This is a genomic window from Congregibacter sp., assembly GCF_965662665.1.
In the GTDB taxonomy this organism is placed as follows: domain Bacteria; phylum Pseudomonadota; class Gammaproteobacteria; order Pseudomonadales; family Halieaceae; genus Congregibacter.
Genome location: NZ_CBFIIF010000001.1, coordinates 68,157 through 85,354 on the forward strand (window position 1 = coordinate 68,157; position 17,198 = coordinate 85,354).

General features: G+C 55.3%; 14 protein-coding genes and 1 pseudogene. 9 read left to right on the forward strand and 6 right to left on the reverse strand.

Annotated elements, in window-relative coordinates:
• Nucleotides 1-22 precede the first annotated feature (22 nt).
• The 3 genes from ACTG39_RS00315 to ACTG39_RS00325 all read left to right on the forward strand — a co-directional run bounded on the left by ACTG39_RS00315 (nt 23) and on the right by ACTG39_RS00325 (nt 3,096).
• The gene (locus ACTG39_RS00315) at nt 23-643 is read left to right on the forward strand and encodes a glutathione S-transferase family protein (RefSeq protein ID WP_439105518.1); all 621 of its coding nucleotides are present in this window, start codon (nt 23-25) and stop codon (nt 641-643) included.
• Between the two features lie 37 nt (nt 644-680).
• The gene (locus tag ACTG39_RS00320; protein ID WP_439105519.1) at nt 681-1,721 is read left to right on the forward strand and encodes a DUF3080 family protein; all 1,041 of its coding nucleotides are present in this window, start codon (nt 681-683) and stop codon (nt 1,719-1,721) included.
• A 67-nt stretch (nt 1,722-1,788) separates the two neighbouring features.
• Nucleotides 1,789-3,096, forward strand: coding sequence for a DUF3422 family protein (locus ACTG39_RS00325; RefSeq protein ID WP_439105520.1), 1,308 nt, complete (start codon nt 1,789-1,791; stop codon nt 3,094-3,096).
• 26 nt (nt 3,097-3,122) lie between these two features.
• Here ACTG39_RS00325 and ACTG39_RS00330 read toward each other — a convergent pair whose 3' ends face one another.
• Entirely contained in the window at nt 3,123-4,601 is a 1,479-nt protein-coding gene (locus tag ACTG39_RS00330; RefSeq protein WP_439105521.1) for an SLC13 family permease, read from the reverse strand.
• 153 nt (nt 4,602-4,754) lie between these two features.
• Between ACTG39_RS00330 and ACTG39_RS00335 the strand changes: the two genes are divergently transcribed.
• Nucleotides 4,755-5,567, forward strand: a complete 813-nt coding sequence (locus ACTG39_RS00335) for a VOC family protein (protein ID WP_439105522.1) — start codon at nt 4,755-4,757, stop codon at nt 5,565-5,567.
• Between the two features lie 56 nt (nt 5,568-5,623).
• On the opposite strand, the gene fusA is transcribed toward ACTG39_RS00335, so the two are convergent.
• Nucleotides 5,624-7,708, reverse strand: a complete 2,085-nt coding sequence (gene fusA / locus ACTG39_RS00340) for an elongation factor G (protein ID WP_439105523.1) — start codon at nt 7,706-7,708, stop codon at nt 5,624-5,626.
• A 191-nt stretch (nt 7,709-7,899) separates the two neighbouring features.
• Between fusA and ACTG39_RS00345 the strand changes: the two genes are divergently transcribed.
• From ACTG39_RS00345 to ACTG39_RS00355, 3 genes are all read left to right on the forward strand, one after another.
• Nucleotides 7,900-8,937 (forward strand): cupin-like domain-containing protein, encoded by a 1,038-nt coding sequence (locus tag ACTG39_RS00345; RefSeq protein ID WP_439105524.1) that lies wholly within the window; start codon nt 7,900-7,902, stop codon nt 8,935-8,937.
• 25 nt (nt 8,938-8,962) lie between these two features.
• Complete coding sequence (locus ACTG39_RS00350; protein ID WP_439105525.1) at nt 8,963-10,042, forward strand: HDOD domain-containing protein; 1,080 nt, start codon at nt 8,963-8,965, stop codon at nt 10,040-10,042.
• Nucleotides 10,043-10,211: 169 nt separating this feature from the next.
• Entirely contained in the window at nt 10,212-11,093 is an 882-nt protein-coding gene (locus ACTG39_RS00355; RefSeq protein ID WP_439105526.1) for a hypothetical protein, read from the forward strand.
• A 39-nt stretch (nt 11,094-11,132) separates the two neighbouring features.
• Here ACTG39_RS00355 and ACTG39_RS00360 read toward each other — a convergent pair.
• Nucleotides 11,133-12,809 (reverse strand): annotated as a pseudogene (locus ACTG39_RS00360) (putative bifunctional diguanylate cyclase/phosphodiesterase).
• 421 nt (nt 12,810-13,230) lie between these two features.
• On the opposite strand from ACTG39_RS00360, the gene ACTG39_RS00365 reads away from it, so the two are divergent.
• On the forward strand, nt 13,231-13,623 hold the full coding sequence (locus ACTG39_RS00365) for a nuclear transport factor 2 family protein (protein ID WP_439105527.1): 393 nt from the start codon (nt 13,231-13,233) through the stop codon (nt 13,621-13,623).
• A gap of 35 nt (nt 13,624-13,658) precedes the next feature.
• Here the strand turns inward: ACTG39_RS00365 and ACTG39_RS00370 are convergent, their stop codons facing one another.
• Nucleotides 13,659-14,180: a GNAT family N-acetyltransferase gene (locus ACTG39_RS00370; RefSeq protein ID WP_439105528.1), complete on the reverse strand. Its 522-nt coding sequence runs from the start codon at nt 14,178-14,180 to the stop codon at nt 13,659-13,661.
• Nucleotides 14,181-14,288: 108 nt separating this feature from the next.
• Between ACTG39_RS00370 and ACTG39_RS00375 the strand changes: the two genes are divergently transcribed.
• Nucleotides 14,289-15,434 carry a diguanylate cyclase gene (locus tag ACTG39_RS00375; protein ID WP_439105529.1) on the forward strand — a complete coding sequence of 382 codons (1,146 nt, stop codon included), beginning with the start codon at nt 14,289-14,291 and terminating at the stop codon, nt 15,432-15,434.
• Here the strand turns inward: ACTG39_RS00375 and ACTG39_RS00380 are convergent.
• On the reverse strand, nt 15,418-16,668 hold the full coding sequence (locus tag ACTG39_RS00380; protein WP_439105530.1) for a TAXI family TRAP transporter solute-binding subunit: 1,251 nt from the start codon (nt 16,666-16,668) through the stop codon (nt 15,418-15,420). The two genes, ACTG39_RS00375 and ACTG39_RS00380, sit on opposite strands and share 17 nt — an antisense overlap.
• The gene (locus ACTG39_RS00385) at nt 16,665-17,156 is read right to left on the reverse strand and encodes a hypothetical protein (protein ID WP_439105531.1); all 492 of its coding nucleotides are present in this window, start codon (nt 17,154-17,156) and stop codon (nt 16,665-16,667) included. The genes ACTG39_RS00380 and ACTG39_RS00385 overlap by 4 nt, the downstream gene beginning before the upstream one ends.
• Nucleotides 17,157-17,198: the final 42 nt, after the last annotated feature.

The window sequence follows — 17,198 nt, forward strand, 5'->3', positions numbered from 1 at the left end:
ATTCCATAAAGAGAATCCATAAATGCACTTATACACCTATGACTCCGCTCCCAACCCTCGCCGTCTGGGGCTGTTTCTGGCTTACAAAGGTATTGAGCTGCCGACTACCCAGATTGATATGCGCGAAAACAAGCATCGGGATGCAGAGTTTCTGGCCATCAACCCGCTGGGAACTCTCCCGGCACTGGTGACGGATGAAGGCGTGCTGCTCACAGAAGTCGTCGCTATCTGTGACTATTTGGAGTCCCTAAATCCCCAAAAGCCTCTCATGGGACGAACCGCGCTTGAACGCGCGCTGGTAATCAGCTGGGATCATCGTATTTTTGTTTCGATTTTCGAAGCTTTCGCAGAAATGTTACGCAACCGAAGTCCTGCATTTGAAAATAGGGCTCTTCCGGGACCCCTGGACGTAGAGCAAATACCCGAGCTAGAGACGCGCGGCCGTAAACGCTTTCGAGGTAGCCTGGAACTCTTCGATGCCGAATTGGGAGACAAGCCATTCCTTTGCGGCGACGTGATCACCTTTGCAGATCTCGATCTACTGGTGGGCGTCGAGACGGCCCGCTGGGTCAAGGAGTCGATACCCGAGGGCTGTGGCAACCTCGAGGCATGGCTAGAACGCAGCCGCGCTGCGCTGGCCTAAAACAGTAAAGCTACGCACCGCGGACTCGGCGCAGGCCTTGCACCTCAAAGCTATAGCGCTCCTGGCTGTGGCGTTATCGTCTCTGCTCATTGCCTGTAGCGGCGGAGGGCAGACCGCGGAACTGGCGAACTATCTCGAGCGTCTGGCGCGGCCACTGAATTTAACGGTCGGCCCGGTCCAAGTTCCCAGTGCGCCAGCGCCGCCCCGCGCTGAGTCGCTACGCATTGCATTAGAAGGGAGCAAGCTCGATGGTCTTGATTTTTTGCGTCTGCGCGGCTGCGCCCTGCAACAGACCGTTGCTCGCAGAAACAGCAGCCTTGGCCGAGTAGCTCCCCCGTCCCAACGCCTGCTTCTGGAGCTCGCATTTCTGCGAGACGCACCGAGCTGTGTCGACGTACTGCTGTCGGAGGATCGCACTGCTTTGGCGACGGTGATTCAAGAGAGCATCGCACTCAAGGAGTCTCAGCTTCCCGCGCTTATATTTAATGCCACCCTGGGTAACCGGGAATATCGTGACCTATGGCGGGCGAGAACGGCAGCCAAAGACTATCCAGCGCAAACCAGCAGCCAAGTCATTACCGCGCTGGAGCAATTGGCTAACGATGCACAGCGCTGGATGAGCGGTGACTATGAAGCCGATGATGTTCGTGTTGAGCTGGCGCTGTCCGAGATTGCCCGCGGCGACGGTGGCGAACTCCTCCATGCGCTGTCGCGACAGGCCGCGCATCTGACCGCCGCAAACGCGCTGATACAGCAAAGCCTCGCAGCGGGTCCGTTATGCACCGAAAACACCACTGCGTCGGCAGCGCCGATACTCCGCGCGGTCGTCAGTAAGTTTTTTATTCAGCAGGTCCAAGCGCGGGCGGCGGATATCAATCAGCGCTACTACACGCTCACAGCGCCCATAGCTGAGCTAGAATCTCTACTATCCGAAGACCTGCCCAAAGACTATCAGCTTTGGCAAAAGTCTCGGGATGCGAGCCTGGACATCGGAGTTCACTCAGCTTCGGGGCATGTCGCTCAGCTGCAGTCACTGCTCGGGGTTTGCTACGCTGAGTTTGCAAGCGATGACAATTAGCTTCACGAGCAAGCGCTGCCCCAAATTGATGCGCCCCGGCTAACCGCACAGACCGAGAAGAGCACCTATGAAAGATTTCATGCCGAGTACCGACATCCCAATAAGTACGCTGCGAGAGCGCATTGCACTGAGCAACGAATGGCATGCCCGCCCCCTGCTGGCGCTACCATCACCTCTGCGCTGCTCCCACGTGGTATGTCTCCGCGGCGAGGAAAATCTGGAGGAACGCAGACAACAGTTTGCTGATTTCTGTCAGGCTCAGGGTCAAAGTGGGCCCAGCAAAGACAGCCGCCACCATGCGGTCAAGGTAGGTAACTGTCTGCTCAAGTGGGAGGGCCACACCGAAGCAGACTCCTACACCTTACTGGTCAGCGGCAATGCAGAACCCCCGTTTGCAGCACCCGCTTTGTCGTTTTTGGACGCTGGCATGCGAGCACAGCTTCTGGAGCGGCTCTTTCTGGGGGTGCACATCGAAGTGATTTCCTGCGCAGAGAGTCCAGAAGACAAACGCCTTGAGCGAATACGCTCGCTCCTCGGTAGTAGAGAAGTCTACGGCGGCTCGGTGTCCGACGGAAAAGGTGAGATATGGTCCAGCTTTCGCCTTGATGACGAAGGCTTTTCCCGGGTCGTGATTATGGACTGCGCCCTCAGCGAGGCCCGCATGTCTCGCCACGTGCAGCGTATTCTCGAAGTAGAGACCTACCGCATGCTGGCGATGCTGGGACTGCCCGCAGCTCGGGATGTTATGGGCACTCTCGGCGAACTCGAGCCGGCGCTTGACGAGGTCATCGAGCAGATTGCTCATCGAGACGCTGATCCCGCACTGGAAAGGTCCCTGGAGCGCATCACGCGTATCGCGGCGAAAGTTGAGCACGTGGCCGCTGCTCACGCTTACCGGTTTGCCGCAGCCCGAGCCTATAACGGAATAGTGGAGCGGCGTCTGGCTGAGCTCTCCGAAGAACAGAAAGGCAGCGCACCGAGATACACCACCTTCCTGCAAAAAACCCTCATGCCCGCTATGCGGACCTGCGAAGCCGCCGAGCGGCGCACCCAGGAACTGGCACAGCGCGTAACCCGGGCAACGCAGTTGCTGGACTCCATGGTGGATATGGACCAGAAAAAACAAAACCAGGCGATACTCGAGAGCCTGGCAGAACGAGCCAACCTCCAGCTTCGACTGCAGCAATCCGTCGAGGGATTTTCGATCTTTGCCATCACCTATTACGCGGTGGGCTTGCTCGGTTATTTGTTTAAATCCGGCAAATCCCTGGGCATGCCGGTGAACCCCGATTTACTGACGGGAATCACAGCGCCGGCGGTTTTGCTCGTCGTTTGGCTGGCGGTAAGGAGTATCAAAAACCGGCTTAAGCGCTAGTGCGCTGGATCTACGCGAACCCTTACTTAGATCAGCACTGCAGGTACCAACCACACCGCAACAATCGTCAGCAGGCCCAGGGCTACCAAATTCATAATAAATCCGGCGCGCACCATATCCGGAATACGCAGTACGCCTGAAGAGTACACAATCGCATTGGGCGGGGTTGCGACGGGCAGCATAAACGCGCAACTCGCAGCCAGTGTCACGGGCACGCACAGCACCAGTGGATCAATGCCTGACTGCAGAGCGATCGCCGCCACTACCGGCAAAAATGTAGCGGCAGTAGCGAGATTACTGGTTAGCTCCGTGAGGAACACCACCAGTCCCGCCGAGGCCAGAACGATGACGATGAGGCCCATGGACCCCAATAGTGATAAGCCTTCGCCCAACCACAAAGCCAGCCCCGATCCCGATACCTGTGCCGCGAGGCTTAGGCCGCCGCCAAACAGAATCAGCACGCCCCAGGGAAGGCGGCTCACATCTGGCCAGCTCAGCAAAGGCCCCCCGCCGGGGCTGCCACTGGGAATGAGAAACAGCAGCAGCGCCGCTGCCATCACAATGCCACTGTCACTTAGGCCGCCAAGGCCAGGAAGTGCAGATAGCGCAGAGCGCGACATCCACATGAAAATTACACAGAGAAACAGCAGCCCCACGCGTTTCTCCGGTGCTGACATGACGCCAATGTCTCGTTGCATTTGAGTAATAAGACTCTGCGTCTCCTCGCTTGCAGGGATATTTATGCGGTAAACCACTGACGTCAGTATCCACCAACCCAGAGGCAACAAAGCCACTGACAAGGGAACCCCGATCATCATCCAATCCGCAAAGGCGATGCTGATGCCGTAGGTGTCCTCCAGAAACCCCGCCAAAAAAACATTTGGCGGTGTACCTACCAGCGTCGACAAGCCGCCGATAGTGGTTGAATACGCAAGTGCAAGCATCAGGGCAATCTGGAACTCCCGCACCTCAGACTCACTGTTGTGGGACGCCTGCTCGGCAATTAGCGCGCCCACGGACGCCGCGATGGGTAGCAGCATCATGGTCGTAGAGGTGTTGGTCATCCACATGGACAGCAAAGCACCCACCAACATAAATCCCAACATCAGGCGTTTTCCATCGGTGCCCGTTCGCGCAAGAATCCAGAGCGCAATGCGCCGGTGCAGGGACCACTTCTCTACTGCAATGGCAAGCATGAACGCACCGAGGAACAGGTAAATTATGGGATGCGCATAGCTTTCAGCTACCTCCCGCATAGGTGCGATACCCAGCAGATCAAAGGTCACCAGGGGCAAGAACGCGGTGACGGCTACCGGCACGACTTCCGTGGCCCACCAGATCGCCATCCAGATCGCTATGGCCGACACTTTCCATGCGGCATCGGGCATTGCAGTTTGCCCCGCCCCAAAGACCAGCATGCCTACGCAGATGGCAGGCCCCAAAAAAAGACCCACGCGTTGATAGAGGGCCAGGCTATGGCCCGTAGTCACTATTGATTCATTCATTGGGTCACTTTAACCGTGCTCGGACGCATTACCAAAAGAATCGTGCCTACGATCCATTAGGGCGCCTCATCGAAGTTGCTGAATCCTATAAACGCGTTTCGAAATTTGTGTGAAAATCAGCGCCAGAGGACAGAGTCCCAAACGGAGTGACCAATGACATCCCCCATTCTGGCTATAGACCATGTGACCATCAGCGTCGCCGATCTGGATAGGGAGACGGCTAACTACGCCGCACTCCTCGACATTCCGCCGGTGCAGCAAGTCAGCCAGGGCGGCAGGCATTCATCGATATTTCGCACCCCTAACGTCGCAGTTCATCTTGTAGCGTCAGAGCAAGCCAAGGGCCTGGAGGCAGTCTGCTTCGCGGTTGATAGTCTCTCGCGGCTCCATCGGCGCCTGGATCGGGTAGGCATTACGTCCATGGAGAATGCCTTAGACACGAAAAATTCCTCCGATACGCAGCCGCTGCGAAGAGCTGACGAGGCGGATACCAGAGGTATTCAGATAGCATTTTTGGAACAGCCAAAAGAATCCGCAACGACTGCTCCAGAACCGCCGGGAGGACTCGATCATATCGTCATCGCCTCTGCGCAATCCGAGGGCACCGCTTTTTTACTCGGCTCCCAACTGGGTTTAGATCTGCGCATGGATATGAGCCGTCAAGAGTGGAACGCTCGACTCATGTTCTTTCGCTGTGGGGACCTGATAGTGGAGGTCTTTGAACAGCTAAAGCAGGAGACCCCCGCGCAGCTAGGTGATCAGACCGAAAGCCGTGCTCTTGCTGACAGCTTCTACGGGCTAACCTGGCGGGTGGAGGACGCCGACGCAAGCCGCTCCCGCCTAAGTAACGCCGGTTTTAACGTATCGGACGTCCGCAAGGGACGAAAACCCGGGTCGCGAGTGCTGACTGTGAGAGATAAGACCGCGGGCGTTGCTACGCTACTCATTGAGCTTCCGAAGAGCTAAAAAAAGACAAAAAAAAGCCGGCAACTTGTGCCGGCATTTCTTCGATCGCTGGGCGTTTAGGCGTTCGCCTTACGCTCTTTCACTTCGGCAATCACCGTCTCTGCCACGTTTGCAGGACATGGCAGGTAGTGCGAGAACTCCATGGAGAACTGACCACGACCAGAGGTCATTGTGCGCAGCGTACCGATGTAGCCAAACATCTCTGAGAGAGGCACTTCAGCCTTTATACGAACACCTGTTGCACCGGCATCCTGATCCTTGATCATGCCACGACGACGGTTGAGGTCACCGATGACGTCACCTACGTGATCGTCTGGAGTGAACACATCAACCTTCATGATGGGCTCGATCAACTGAGCGCCGGCCTTGGGCATAGACTGACGGAACGCGCCGCGGGCCGCCAATTCAAAGGCGATCGCCGAGGAGTCAACGGCGTGGAAACCGCCGTCGTAAACTTCAACTTCGACGTCGAGTACCGGGAAGCCCGCTACCGTACCTTCGCCCATGAGGCTCTTGAAGCCTTTCTCAATCGCAGGGAAGAATTCCTTGGGAACGTTACCGCCCACGACAGATGTAGAGAACGCAAAACCTGAGCCAGGCTCGCCCGGACGGATGCGGTAATCGATCTTACCGAACTGGCCTGAACCACCAGACTGCTTCTTGTGCGTGTAGGAGTCGTCGATCTCCATGGTAATAGTCTCGCGGTACGCGACCTGCGGCTTACCAACATCAAGCTCAACAGCATAGGTTCGCTTGAGAATATCGACCTTCACATCCAGGTGCAGCTCGCCCATTCCCTTGAGAATGGTTTCACCAGAGTCTTCATCAGTCTCAACACGGAAAGAAGGATCCTCGGCGACCATCTTGCCGATAGCGATAGCCATCTTCTCGGCACCGGCCTTGTCCTTCGGCGCAACTGCGATAGAGATCACAGGCTCCGGGAACACCATCGCTTCCAGCGTACAAGGGTGCTTGGGATCACACAGCGTGTGACCTGTCTGAACGTTCTTCATACCCACGATGGCGATAATGTCGCCAGCTTGCGCTCGCTCCAGTTCGTTTCGATCGTTGGCATGCATCTCAACCATACGGCCGATACGCTCGGTTTTGCCGGTAAAAGAGTTGAGGATCGTGTCGCCACGATTCAGAACACCAGAGTACAGGCGTACGAAGGTAAGGGCGCCAAAACGGTCATCCATAATCTTAAAGGCCAGTGCGCGCAGAGGCTCTTCGGTCGAGACCAGGGCCTTCTCTCCTGTGGCGTCACCCAGCTCGTCGGTAAGATCTTGCGGATCGACTTCTGTTGGGTCGGGCAGGTAGTCGACAACCGCATCCAGAATCAACTGAACACCCTTATCCTTGAACGCCGAGCCACAATAAGTTGGGAAGAAGTCCAGCTTGCGGGTACCGCTGCGGATGCAACGCTTAATATCGTCCATAGAAGGCTCATTGCCCTCCAGGTACGCTTCCATAAGATCATCGTCCTGCTCTACCGCAGTCTCGATAAGCTTTTCGCGCCACTCTTCCACTTCGTCGACCATATCTTCGGGGACGTCAGTGATATCGAACTTCTCTGGATTGCCCGGATCCGGCCAAACGTGCGCCTTGCGAGTCAGGAGGTCGACAACACCGATAAAGTCATCTTCGCGACCAATAGGCAGGACCATAACCAGTGGGTTTGCACCCAGCACGTTCTCTACCTGATCAACAACACGCAGAAAGTCTGCGCCAATACGATCAAGCTTGTTCACAAAAATGATACGCGCGACTTCTGACTCATTGGCATAACGCCAGTTTGTCTCTGACTGGGGCTCTACGCCGCCAGAACCACAAAATACGCCCACGCCACCATCGAGTACTTTTAATGAACGGTAAACTTCGACGGTGAAGTCAACGTGTCCCGGAGTATCAATGATGTTCAGACGATGGTCTTTCCAGAAACAGGTCGTCGCAGCGGACTGAATCGTAATACCCCGCTCCTGCTCCTGTTCCATGAAATCCGTCGTGGCGGCACCGTCGTGCACTTCACCGGTCTTGTGAATTTTACCGGTGAGCTTAAGAATACGCTCGGTGGTCGTGGTTTTGCCGGCATCTACGTGCGCGAAAATGCCGATATTTCTGTAAAGCGATAAGTCAGCCATGATGGTTCTCAAGGGTTTAAATTTGGGGGGCAAAAATTAGCTGGCGAAGGGTACAGGAAAACGGCCCGCATTGGGAGAGCCAATAGGCGGGTATTTAGGCAGGCAAATCTGGGGGCCGACAGACGATACCAATGCACTTTCGCCCCCGGTATCTCAGGCATCCCCAGACCGTGAACCGAGTGGTTCCAAACATGTACACTTCGAGCGTGCGCACTCAAACCCACACAAATATTCCTGAACCCCCGGCATGGAAAGATGTGACCCGCGCCGAATTCGAGGCGGAGGTTGTGCCCCTTTATAAACCGGCGGTGTTTCGGGGACTGGTGCGTGACTGGCCTGCCGTTAGCTGTAACAGGGAGTCGCCAGCCGCGCTGCTGGATTACCTGGTGGCGCGTGATAGCGGAAAGCCCGTCTATACCATCGTCGGCGACCCGAGAATAAGTGGACGCTTTTTTTACGATGAACAATTTCGGGGCGTCAACTTTGGCAACGTGGCTTCTGGTTTGCGTTCCACCGTGGAGCACCTCCTTCGCGCATGCGATTTGTCGGCCCCGCCGGCAATTGCCGTTCAAGCAGCCGACGTCGAGGAGACACTGCCGGGCTTCACGCAGGAGAACACCCTAGAGCTATTAGATCATGAGACTAAGCCCACCTTTTGGCTGGGCAACCGTGCGGTTGTAGCGCCGCATTTTGACGTCAAAGACAATATCGCCTGCGTTGTGAGCGGTCGTCGTCGATTTACGCTCTTTCCACCAGAGCAAATCCATAATTTATATCTGGGCCCCATTCTCGGTGCGCCGGGAGGTGTGCCCATCAGTACGGTCGATATTCGTGCTCCGGACCTAGACCGCTTTCCACGCTATGCCGAGGCGCTTGATAGCGCTATGCAAGTGGTGCTGGAGCCTGGCGATGCGATCTATATTCCCGCTCCCTGGTGGCACGCCGTCGAATCATTGGAAAACATTAACTTACTAGTGAACTACTGGTTCTCCGGGGTACCCGCAAGCGGGGTCTCACCAAAAGACAGTTTGCTTCACAGTATTATGGGACTTCGCGGCCTGCCCGACGCACAACGCAGTGCATGGGGGCATTTCTTCAATTACTATCTCTTTGATGATCGCGATGTCACCGAGCACTGGCCGCCGGGAGTTCATGACGTTGTGTCAGGTATGAGTCAGGAACAAAAAACATCTCTGATGGCTTTTTTACGCGACTCACTTAAGAGCTGAAATTTCGCGATATTGGGAGTCAGAAATGAACTGGTTTAAGCGGAGCAACAAAAAAGACAGCCCCGCGCCCTCCACAAAATCGAGTGTAGAGATCCCGAGTCCTGCCGCAACAATTGCCGTAGAAGCTCCCAGCGCCGACGAGCAGGCCCTGAATGCTTTGGCGGACAGAAAAACCCCGGACAGCCTCGCAGATCTCTTCCTGGTCATGGAAGAGCATCTTAATGAGCTGGAACTCGAGGACATTCAGCAACTGGTCGAGAACCTCCGACAGCCACCTCCTTTAGTGGATCGCCTGACCAGTGGCCTTGATGATCCGGAGGAACTTCGAGAAGCTATCCTCTCAAGCCCCACACTCTCCGCTGACGTACTTCGGGTAGTCAACTCCGCCGCCTTCGCCCTAAGTAGCCCAATATCCAGCATTGAGCACGCCGTCGCTTACCTTGGCACCACTATGGTGCGAGGCCTGGTCTTACAGAGCACCGTTGGGCAAGTCATGAAGTTTGAAACCGACGTGCAAAAAGCGGCTTACATGCGTATCTGGCGCTCAAGCTACGTAGCCAGTGCTACGGCCCAGGCCTACGCCACCGCTCTGGGTCTGGAGCACCCATCGGTGCACGCCACACGAGCCCTATTGGTGAACATTGGTGATCTTGCGCTGATTTCCGCACGTCCGGACCTGTCGGTGATCTACGCCCCCAAAACCGGCCTTCTGGGTCGCGTCGAAACCCAGCAACGCGATGTGATGGCGAACTCTGCGGTGCTCAGTTCAATGCTGGTGCGACAGTGGGGCCTTCCCGATGACCTCTGCGACGCGCTGCGTCACTCACTGACGCCACTGACTTGGGCGCCCGCTGACAATGAACGGGAGACAAAGAACCAGCGTGAGGACCTCATCCTTTACATTGCCTGTCGCGTTGGTGATGAAGTTGCTTATGGCGGACTCAAAGACCTTGAGGACTTTAACCTCCTTGCTCAGGATACTCCGGACTTCTTTTACCTTCCCGACTATCTGCGCCGCCTTGAACTCGGCGGACTCTTGCACGTCCTGTCCGATCGCACTCACGGCCGTCGTGTGCAGCAAATCGTCGACAACTTTAGTGGCTAGCTTCGGGCCCGAAGAGTAGTTAGCGCCAGCGCTGCCTAAACCACCTGTTTCAACCCTTTACCCCTGAATCGCCCAAAGCCGGGGGTCCGGCTTTCCCGCGCGCACATATACATACATCGAAATTTATATTAGTGTATTTGTATAATTTAATACTAAAAGAGCATCCCTCATGTCCAAGCTGTCGCGAGTTCTCATCACCCTCTTTGTTTGCATTGCGCCCATAGCCTCTGCCGACGACCCTCTTCGTCCTTACCAACTTATAGAGTCGATGCAAGGACCGCTCAGCGAAGCCGTCGAAACTACCCGCGCGGTACTGGAAACGAGCGACTTTGAAGTCGTAGGAGAGTACAGCCCATACCCGGGAGCGACTGTCATCGCCATCACCCATCCCGCGCTTCTTGAAGCCGCGTCTTCGCGGGAATTTGGCGGTTACGCTGCCGTGCTCAGAGTTGGAATGACTCAGGTCGATGACATTGTGCAGCGCAGCTACGCCACTCCTGCATACTGGGGAACAGCGCTGCAAGTGGGGTCTCTTGATACGGTGAGTGCAGCTCTGCGTGAGTTGCTCGGTGACAGCGAGGCATTTGGTTCAAAGAAAGGGCTCTCCGAGAAAAAGCTTTCCTCCTATCGTTACATGATGATGATGCCCAAGTTCAAAGATCACGACCAACTGGGCAGCTTTCCCAGTCACGAGGCTGCATTAGTCGCCATTCGACAGAACCTGGCAAACAATAAGGACAAACTGACCGCTGTGTTTGAGGTCGCGATTCCCAACCGCGAAGAAGTCCTCTTCGGCGTGGGTATTGGCAGTGGCGACGGCAACGATAGGGACGTCATGGCAACGACGGACACCGACGTTCTCAGGCATACAGCCCACCTACCCTATGCGCTGCTTGTATCCGGCAGCGATGTTTATGCGCTGGCTGGAAAATTTCGTATCGCCCTGGCCTTCCCTGATTTGGGTATGGGCACATTCATGAAGATTTCAGGAGCGCCCGGCGCGATTCGAGACAGCCTTGGTAGTCTCACAGCCGCCGAAGTACCCGACTGATCTCAACCAGTTTTAGTGCATCAACTGGGCTCGGTAGCCCTAAACAATTATCCGCTCTCGCTCTTCCTCAAGCAGCTTTAGGAAATCTTCGAAGGGAATGGGGCGAGAATAAAGATAGCCCTGAAAGCGCAGACAGTTCGCGCTAATGAGGAAGTCCCTGACGGCCTGTGTTTCGACACCCTCAGCAATCACCTCCAGCTCAAGGGTGCGGGCCATAGAGACAATCGCTCGAACAATGCTCGCATCTCCCGAGTCCGTGAGTACGTCGCGAACAAAGGACTGGTCGATCTTTAACTTATCCAGAGGCAATGACTTCAGGTAGCGCAGGGATGAGTACCCCGTTCCAAAGTCATCAATAGAGAAACGCACCCCGCTCGTGCGCAAGGACAGCCTCTTGGAGATCGTATCGTCCACGTCTTCGATTAAGAGACCTTCGGTTAGCTCGAGTTCGATAAGCCCTCGGGTTAACTGGTGATTATCGATGGCCTGCAGCACTTTTTCGGAAAAACTCTTTTAGCTGAACTGTCGCGGGCTTACATTTATGGCCAGGGAAAACTCTCGATCACGAAGTTCATTCTGAAGACGGGCACCGATACGGCAGGCACTCTCAAGGACCCAATCACCTAATTGATAGATAAGCCCGGAGTCTTCTGCGACCGGGATAAACACATCCGGCGGCACGAACGTGCCGTTGTGATTCCACCGGAGTAATAACTCAGCACCACAAATCACCTCTTGATCTGTGTACTGAGGTTGCAAATACAGCTCAAGACCCTCGTTGGCATCCAAAGCACCGCGCAACTCTCGCTCCATATCCATGCGCTCGGCCAGTGAGGCCTGCATTTCCGGCACGAAGAAACGCAGGGTGTTTCTACCGTCGTCCTTCGCGCGATACATCGCGGTGTCAGCGTGTTTCAACAGGTCATCAACATCATTGGTGTCATCAGGTAAAAGACTGACACCAATACTCACGGTGATATGTACCTGGTGCCCCTGAACGTCGATGGGGGCTTCGATGGCACGCCGCAGGGCCTCACCCCGACGACGAACTATGGACACCACATGTTCAGTGCCACCTTCAATATCAGCGAGTAAGGCGACGAACTCATCCCCACCCAGACGCGCCGCAGTGTCAGCATCGCGCAGGAAATTGCTTAAGCGCCGACCCACCTCCACAAGCAGCTGATCACCCGCACTGTGACCCAGGGAATCATTCACCCGTTTAAAGAAATCCAGATCGAGAAAAAGCAGCGCTGCCTGGGTATTGCTGCGTCGCGCTCTGGCGAGCGCCTGGCCAAGACGATCTTGCAGCAAGCGACGGTTCGGCAAACCGGTGAGGTCATCAAAAAGTGCCGGTCGCTGAATAGTTTCCTCTGCCTGTGAGCGAAGATAGGTCATCTCCAGGCCGCCAATAACTGTCAGATTCACTCGCCTGGCAAAGGCCGTCATCATAATGAGGTAGAGCACAGCCATGAATGCCATGGCCTGATTTTCGGAGGACCCTTCTACCAATAAACGCACGATGAACGGCAAGAGAGAAGTCGCTAGAAAGGCAGCACTTGCCTCAATAAAGGCTGACAGACTGACAATAATCCCCGCGCACATACCCGCAATGACGAAGGCCAGCAGCGATTGATTCAGCATGTTTTGGGGGTCATACAACAGAAAGCCCGCCGCGCCCCAGGCCAGTCCTGACAGCAGTACACCCAGCATCATTTCTCGATACCAGCGCGTTGAGGAACGTTCTCGCTCCGCTACAGAGCTTTTCCGGTATCGAAGCGTGCAGCTTATTCGATAAACGGCAATGGTAAGAGTGACGACACACCAACTCAGCACTGAGATGCTGTTCTCCGGCGTCCAAAGCAGGTAACCCAACAAAAGGTATTCAGAACCACCGCGAATACCGAGACGGACAGGCTCTCGTAGAAGATATTCAAGCGCTCGAGGAACACTCGATGCCGCAATTCGTCTGGGGCCAAGTCTGTTTCTGTCACGCGCACCACTGTCTCTGCTTATCGTGTTGTCGGACTTGAAGGACACTCTTTTACTGAATACGTTGTTCGCTATACAGTGACAGACAAGCCATACGGGTACCGCATACCCTGAACTCTACACGCTGAAGCGCAGGATTACTCCTATGAATGTTTTGCAACGCTGGCATGACATGGTGCTCAACCAGAACCATAAGGGCTTAGCCGATCTACTGACGGAGGACTGCGTTTTCTTGTCACCGGTAGTACACACTCCGCAGAGGGGGCGCGACATCACTGTGCTCTACTTAACCGGCGCAATGAATGTGTTTAACGAGAGCTTTCACTACACCAAAGAGCTCGTCAGCGACGCCCACGCAGTACTGGAATTTGAATGTACGGTGGATGGCATACTCATCAACGGCGTAGACATTATTAGCTTTGCCGAAGATGGTCGTATCTGTGAATTTCGCGTGATGGTTCGGCCACTGCAAGCCATGCAAATGCTGCATGGAAAAATGGCCGAAATGCTAGGTCAGCTCAAGTCTGCGTCAGCTTAGAGCAACAGAAAGTTAGTCGACCTGCGCTTGTTCAATCACGGGCTTTGTTGGCGAAAATAGACTGCGGTTTTTTCTTCGCCAAACAGCGTATCGAGAACATAGCGGTAGCCGAGCTTTTCCGCCACTTTCACTGATCGCGGATTGTCTGCAGAAATAATGCAGAAACTCCGCCCGTGCAGAGTCTGTTGATCAAGCCAGGCGCAGGCGGCCTGCATGCCCTCTGTTGCGTAGCCTTTACCGGCGGCGTCCGGGTGAAGTGCCCAACCGGCTTCCGGGTAATGCCCATCAAAACCCACAAGGCCCCGTTTAAAATCAGCAAAGCCCAATTGGCCGATGTACTTCCCCGTCGCCCGCTCCTCTACCGCCCAGTAGCCGTAGCCCAGCATGTCCCAAAGCCCTCCGTAGCGGAGTAGGCGCATCCAAACGTCCTGAGAACTCAGCGGGGACCCGGTAATAAAGTTATAGACCTCGGGATGCTGCCAGATAGATGTTGCCGCAGGATGGTCACTTTCAACATGCCCACGCAAATAGAGACGATCGGTGTATAACTGAGGCACAGTCGACAATTCCTGTCTCCTATTCAATAAAAATCCGCGCTATTATCCGCGTCAACCGACCAGAGACAATGCTCTCCCATGGTGCTTGACCCTTATTTTACGTTTCTCATGAGCACTGTGCTCATTTGCGCATTGCTGGCGATCGCGAGCGTTATGCTGGCCGTAGGTAGCGCGAGCTTTGTTGCTGCCAGGGTATTTGCCGTTGCTTTTGGTGCCACTGCGATAACCTGGTTGTTGGCAGCTTTTCTTCCCCAAGACAATGCAGAAGCAGACCTCAGTCTACTGCTACTTAATGGTATTGGCGCTGTAGGTATCCTGGCTCTGTGGTGGGGCCTATGCTTGCGCGCGGGCTACGATGTCAATCGCTGGTTCATGGCAGGCCTCTTCGCGCTGTGGATAGTGCCCGTATTGGGTGTTCTTCTACTGGGCTTCCATCGCGGGGCGCATGTGCCCTTTGCCGCTGCATCTATCACCGTAGGCGCCGTGTTCAGCGCCTGGCGCATCTACCATAAGCGCGGGCAGAAAAATGCTGGCGACTATGCGCTGATCGTCTGGATTGCGCTTATTCTGCCGATCTCCGTTGCCAGCATGTTGGTCGGTATGAGCAGTGCCAGGAGTGACCCCAACGCGATCTGGGTTTTTTATCTGAGCTTTTTGCCCACCGCTTTCGCCGGTATTGGCCTTTTCGCTCTGGTCAGCGTGGCCCTTGACGCTCTGCGCGATTCCAATCAGCTGGCACGCACCGATGGATTAACCGGGATACTCAATCGACGGGCCTTCGATGCTGAACTGGCGATTGCTGTTGCACGATCTGAACGCTACCAGCGAGAACTCTCCCTTGTCGTCCTGGACATAGACGAATTCAAGGCGCTCAACGATAACTACGGGCATCCCGTAGGCGATGCCGTGCTGCGTTCTGCTGCGCGGGTGATGACCGAAACCGCCCGGCGTATTGATGTCGTCGCCGGCACGGGCGGTGAGGAGTTTGCAGTTATTCTCCCGGACACACCCGCTTCTGCAGCGCTGCGCCTCGCTGAACGCCTGCGTCAGGCGATTGGAAACTCAGGAGCCGATAGTGTTCCAATTTCGGCGAGTTTTGGGGTGGCGAGTGTGCAGGACACCGGGCATGACACAAAATCCTTACTTGAATCTGCGGATCATGGCCTCTATGCGGCAAAAAGCGCAGGGCATAACTGTGTGCGCTATGCTCAGCAAACCGACATCGAACCCGCCGAGCTTATTGGTCTGGTGTAGAAGAACGACGGTCTGCGAGATTCGCCTTTAGCTCCACTCGCAGCCCTTCCGCAAGCTCCGTAAATATCCTGAAGCTGTCATCGGCAGCCAGTCGCTCATTAATCAGCCCCGTAAAAGCGTCGTCTTCAATCTGCTCGAGCTCAGTCAACATCTGCCGGGGATCCTCGAATCCAGCGCCGCGGCGCAGATTCAATACGCGAAGATAAAACCCGTCTATGCGATCTTTACGTCGTCGGGCTCGCCAGCGGCCAAAGGCTAAGGCGCCGGTGAAGAGCAGCACCACCAGGTAAACCAGAAAGTTCAGTGACTCTGCGTAGCGTTCCAGGAAACCTGGCTCATCGCGCTCGAAGTACTGCCGTGCGCCGCGGTGCAAAGGATAGGTAAGATCCCTCGCGTTAAAGTCACTCCCCATCCAGCGGAAAAGTGTAGGTTCCACAGCAGCGAAGCGTTGTTTCTGCTCCATCAGCACCCGAGTGAGCTGATAAATGGCTGTCTCGTCGGCGGATTTGTGCGCTACCAGCACCATGTCAACCGCCAGCGCATCGATACCCACCTCATTACCTGGCAGCGAGTAAGTCAGTGCTGGAATCCGTGTCGAGCTCAACTGCGGGACGAGGAAACTGATGCCATCGATATAAAACTCTGCACCGGCAGCATCAAACCTTGATAGGGGCACGAGCGTAAATCCATCGGGAAACCAGGCCGTGTTACGGGGGTTAATGGGACCGACGTAAAACAGGACGTCCGGGGCGCCTGCATCGCCAGGCTCCCAGAGTTCATAGCGCTCGGGAAGCTCTTCCGCTCGCTCAAAGAGAAGGCGAAGCACGATGCGGGCTGTATGCGAGTTATCTACTATCTGTAAGCTGAGCGTTTTACCCGAAGCATCGAACTCGTCTATACGCAGGTCTTTGCGCACAGCCAGGTGCACTACGCTTTGATAAAGGGGCAAGATACTGCGCAATCCCGCCTCGAAGCCACGGGTATTCTCCACAATCGCTAACTGTGCAGAACCATCAAGAAGCGACTCTACGGGATCATCTCCCTTAACGTCACTCGAATCAGGCTGCAGGCTAACCCCGCTCTCTTCCGTAGCAATGGCGGATAGAGCCGCGAAATTCAGCTGCTGGCTGTCCGGTGGATGCAAGCGGAGCACCGTTGCCGACACTGCGATAGACGACAGCATGCACAAGAGCAATGCTGTGATAGGTCGCCATTGTTTTGAGAAACTGCTCACTGTGGCAAGGCCTGCTTCTTGGCGCTAAATCTCGGCCGCCATACTGCGAGAACTACATTGGCGATGGCAACCCCGAGGATAACCAGTGTGGATTTCCACTCCGAAACCGCGGTTAAACCCAATAGAGCCGGATCAAGTTCTCCGGCTAAAGCCTGTGCTGCCCGTGCGGCCTCTCGCGTGGCAGGGCCCTGCACCGCAATTAGTGTGCCTTCAAAAACAGAGACTCCCAAGGCTAACTTCATCCATGCCCAGCCCTGACTGTGGAAGGCGTCTGTCCAGGCCATAGAAAGCAGTCCGCTTACCAAAACGATGGCCAGCGAAGGAAACAAAATCCACTGTGAGATTAAACCCATTTGTCCACGAGCCGTTGCATAGGCAAGTAGCGAATCTACGGGGGGCATGTTTTGTAACATCAGCAGTTGCACAACCAGCGCCCCGGTGAGCCCAATACCGCCGATGGTATGTAAAAATTTCAGTGCTTTACGCATAGCCGCGAACCGTCAAACCTTCAGAGTGCATCATAGCCAGCA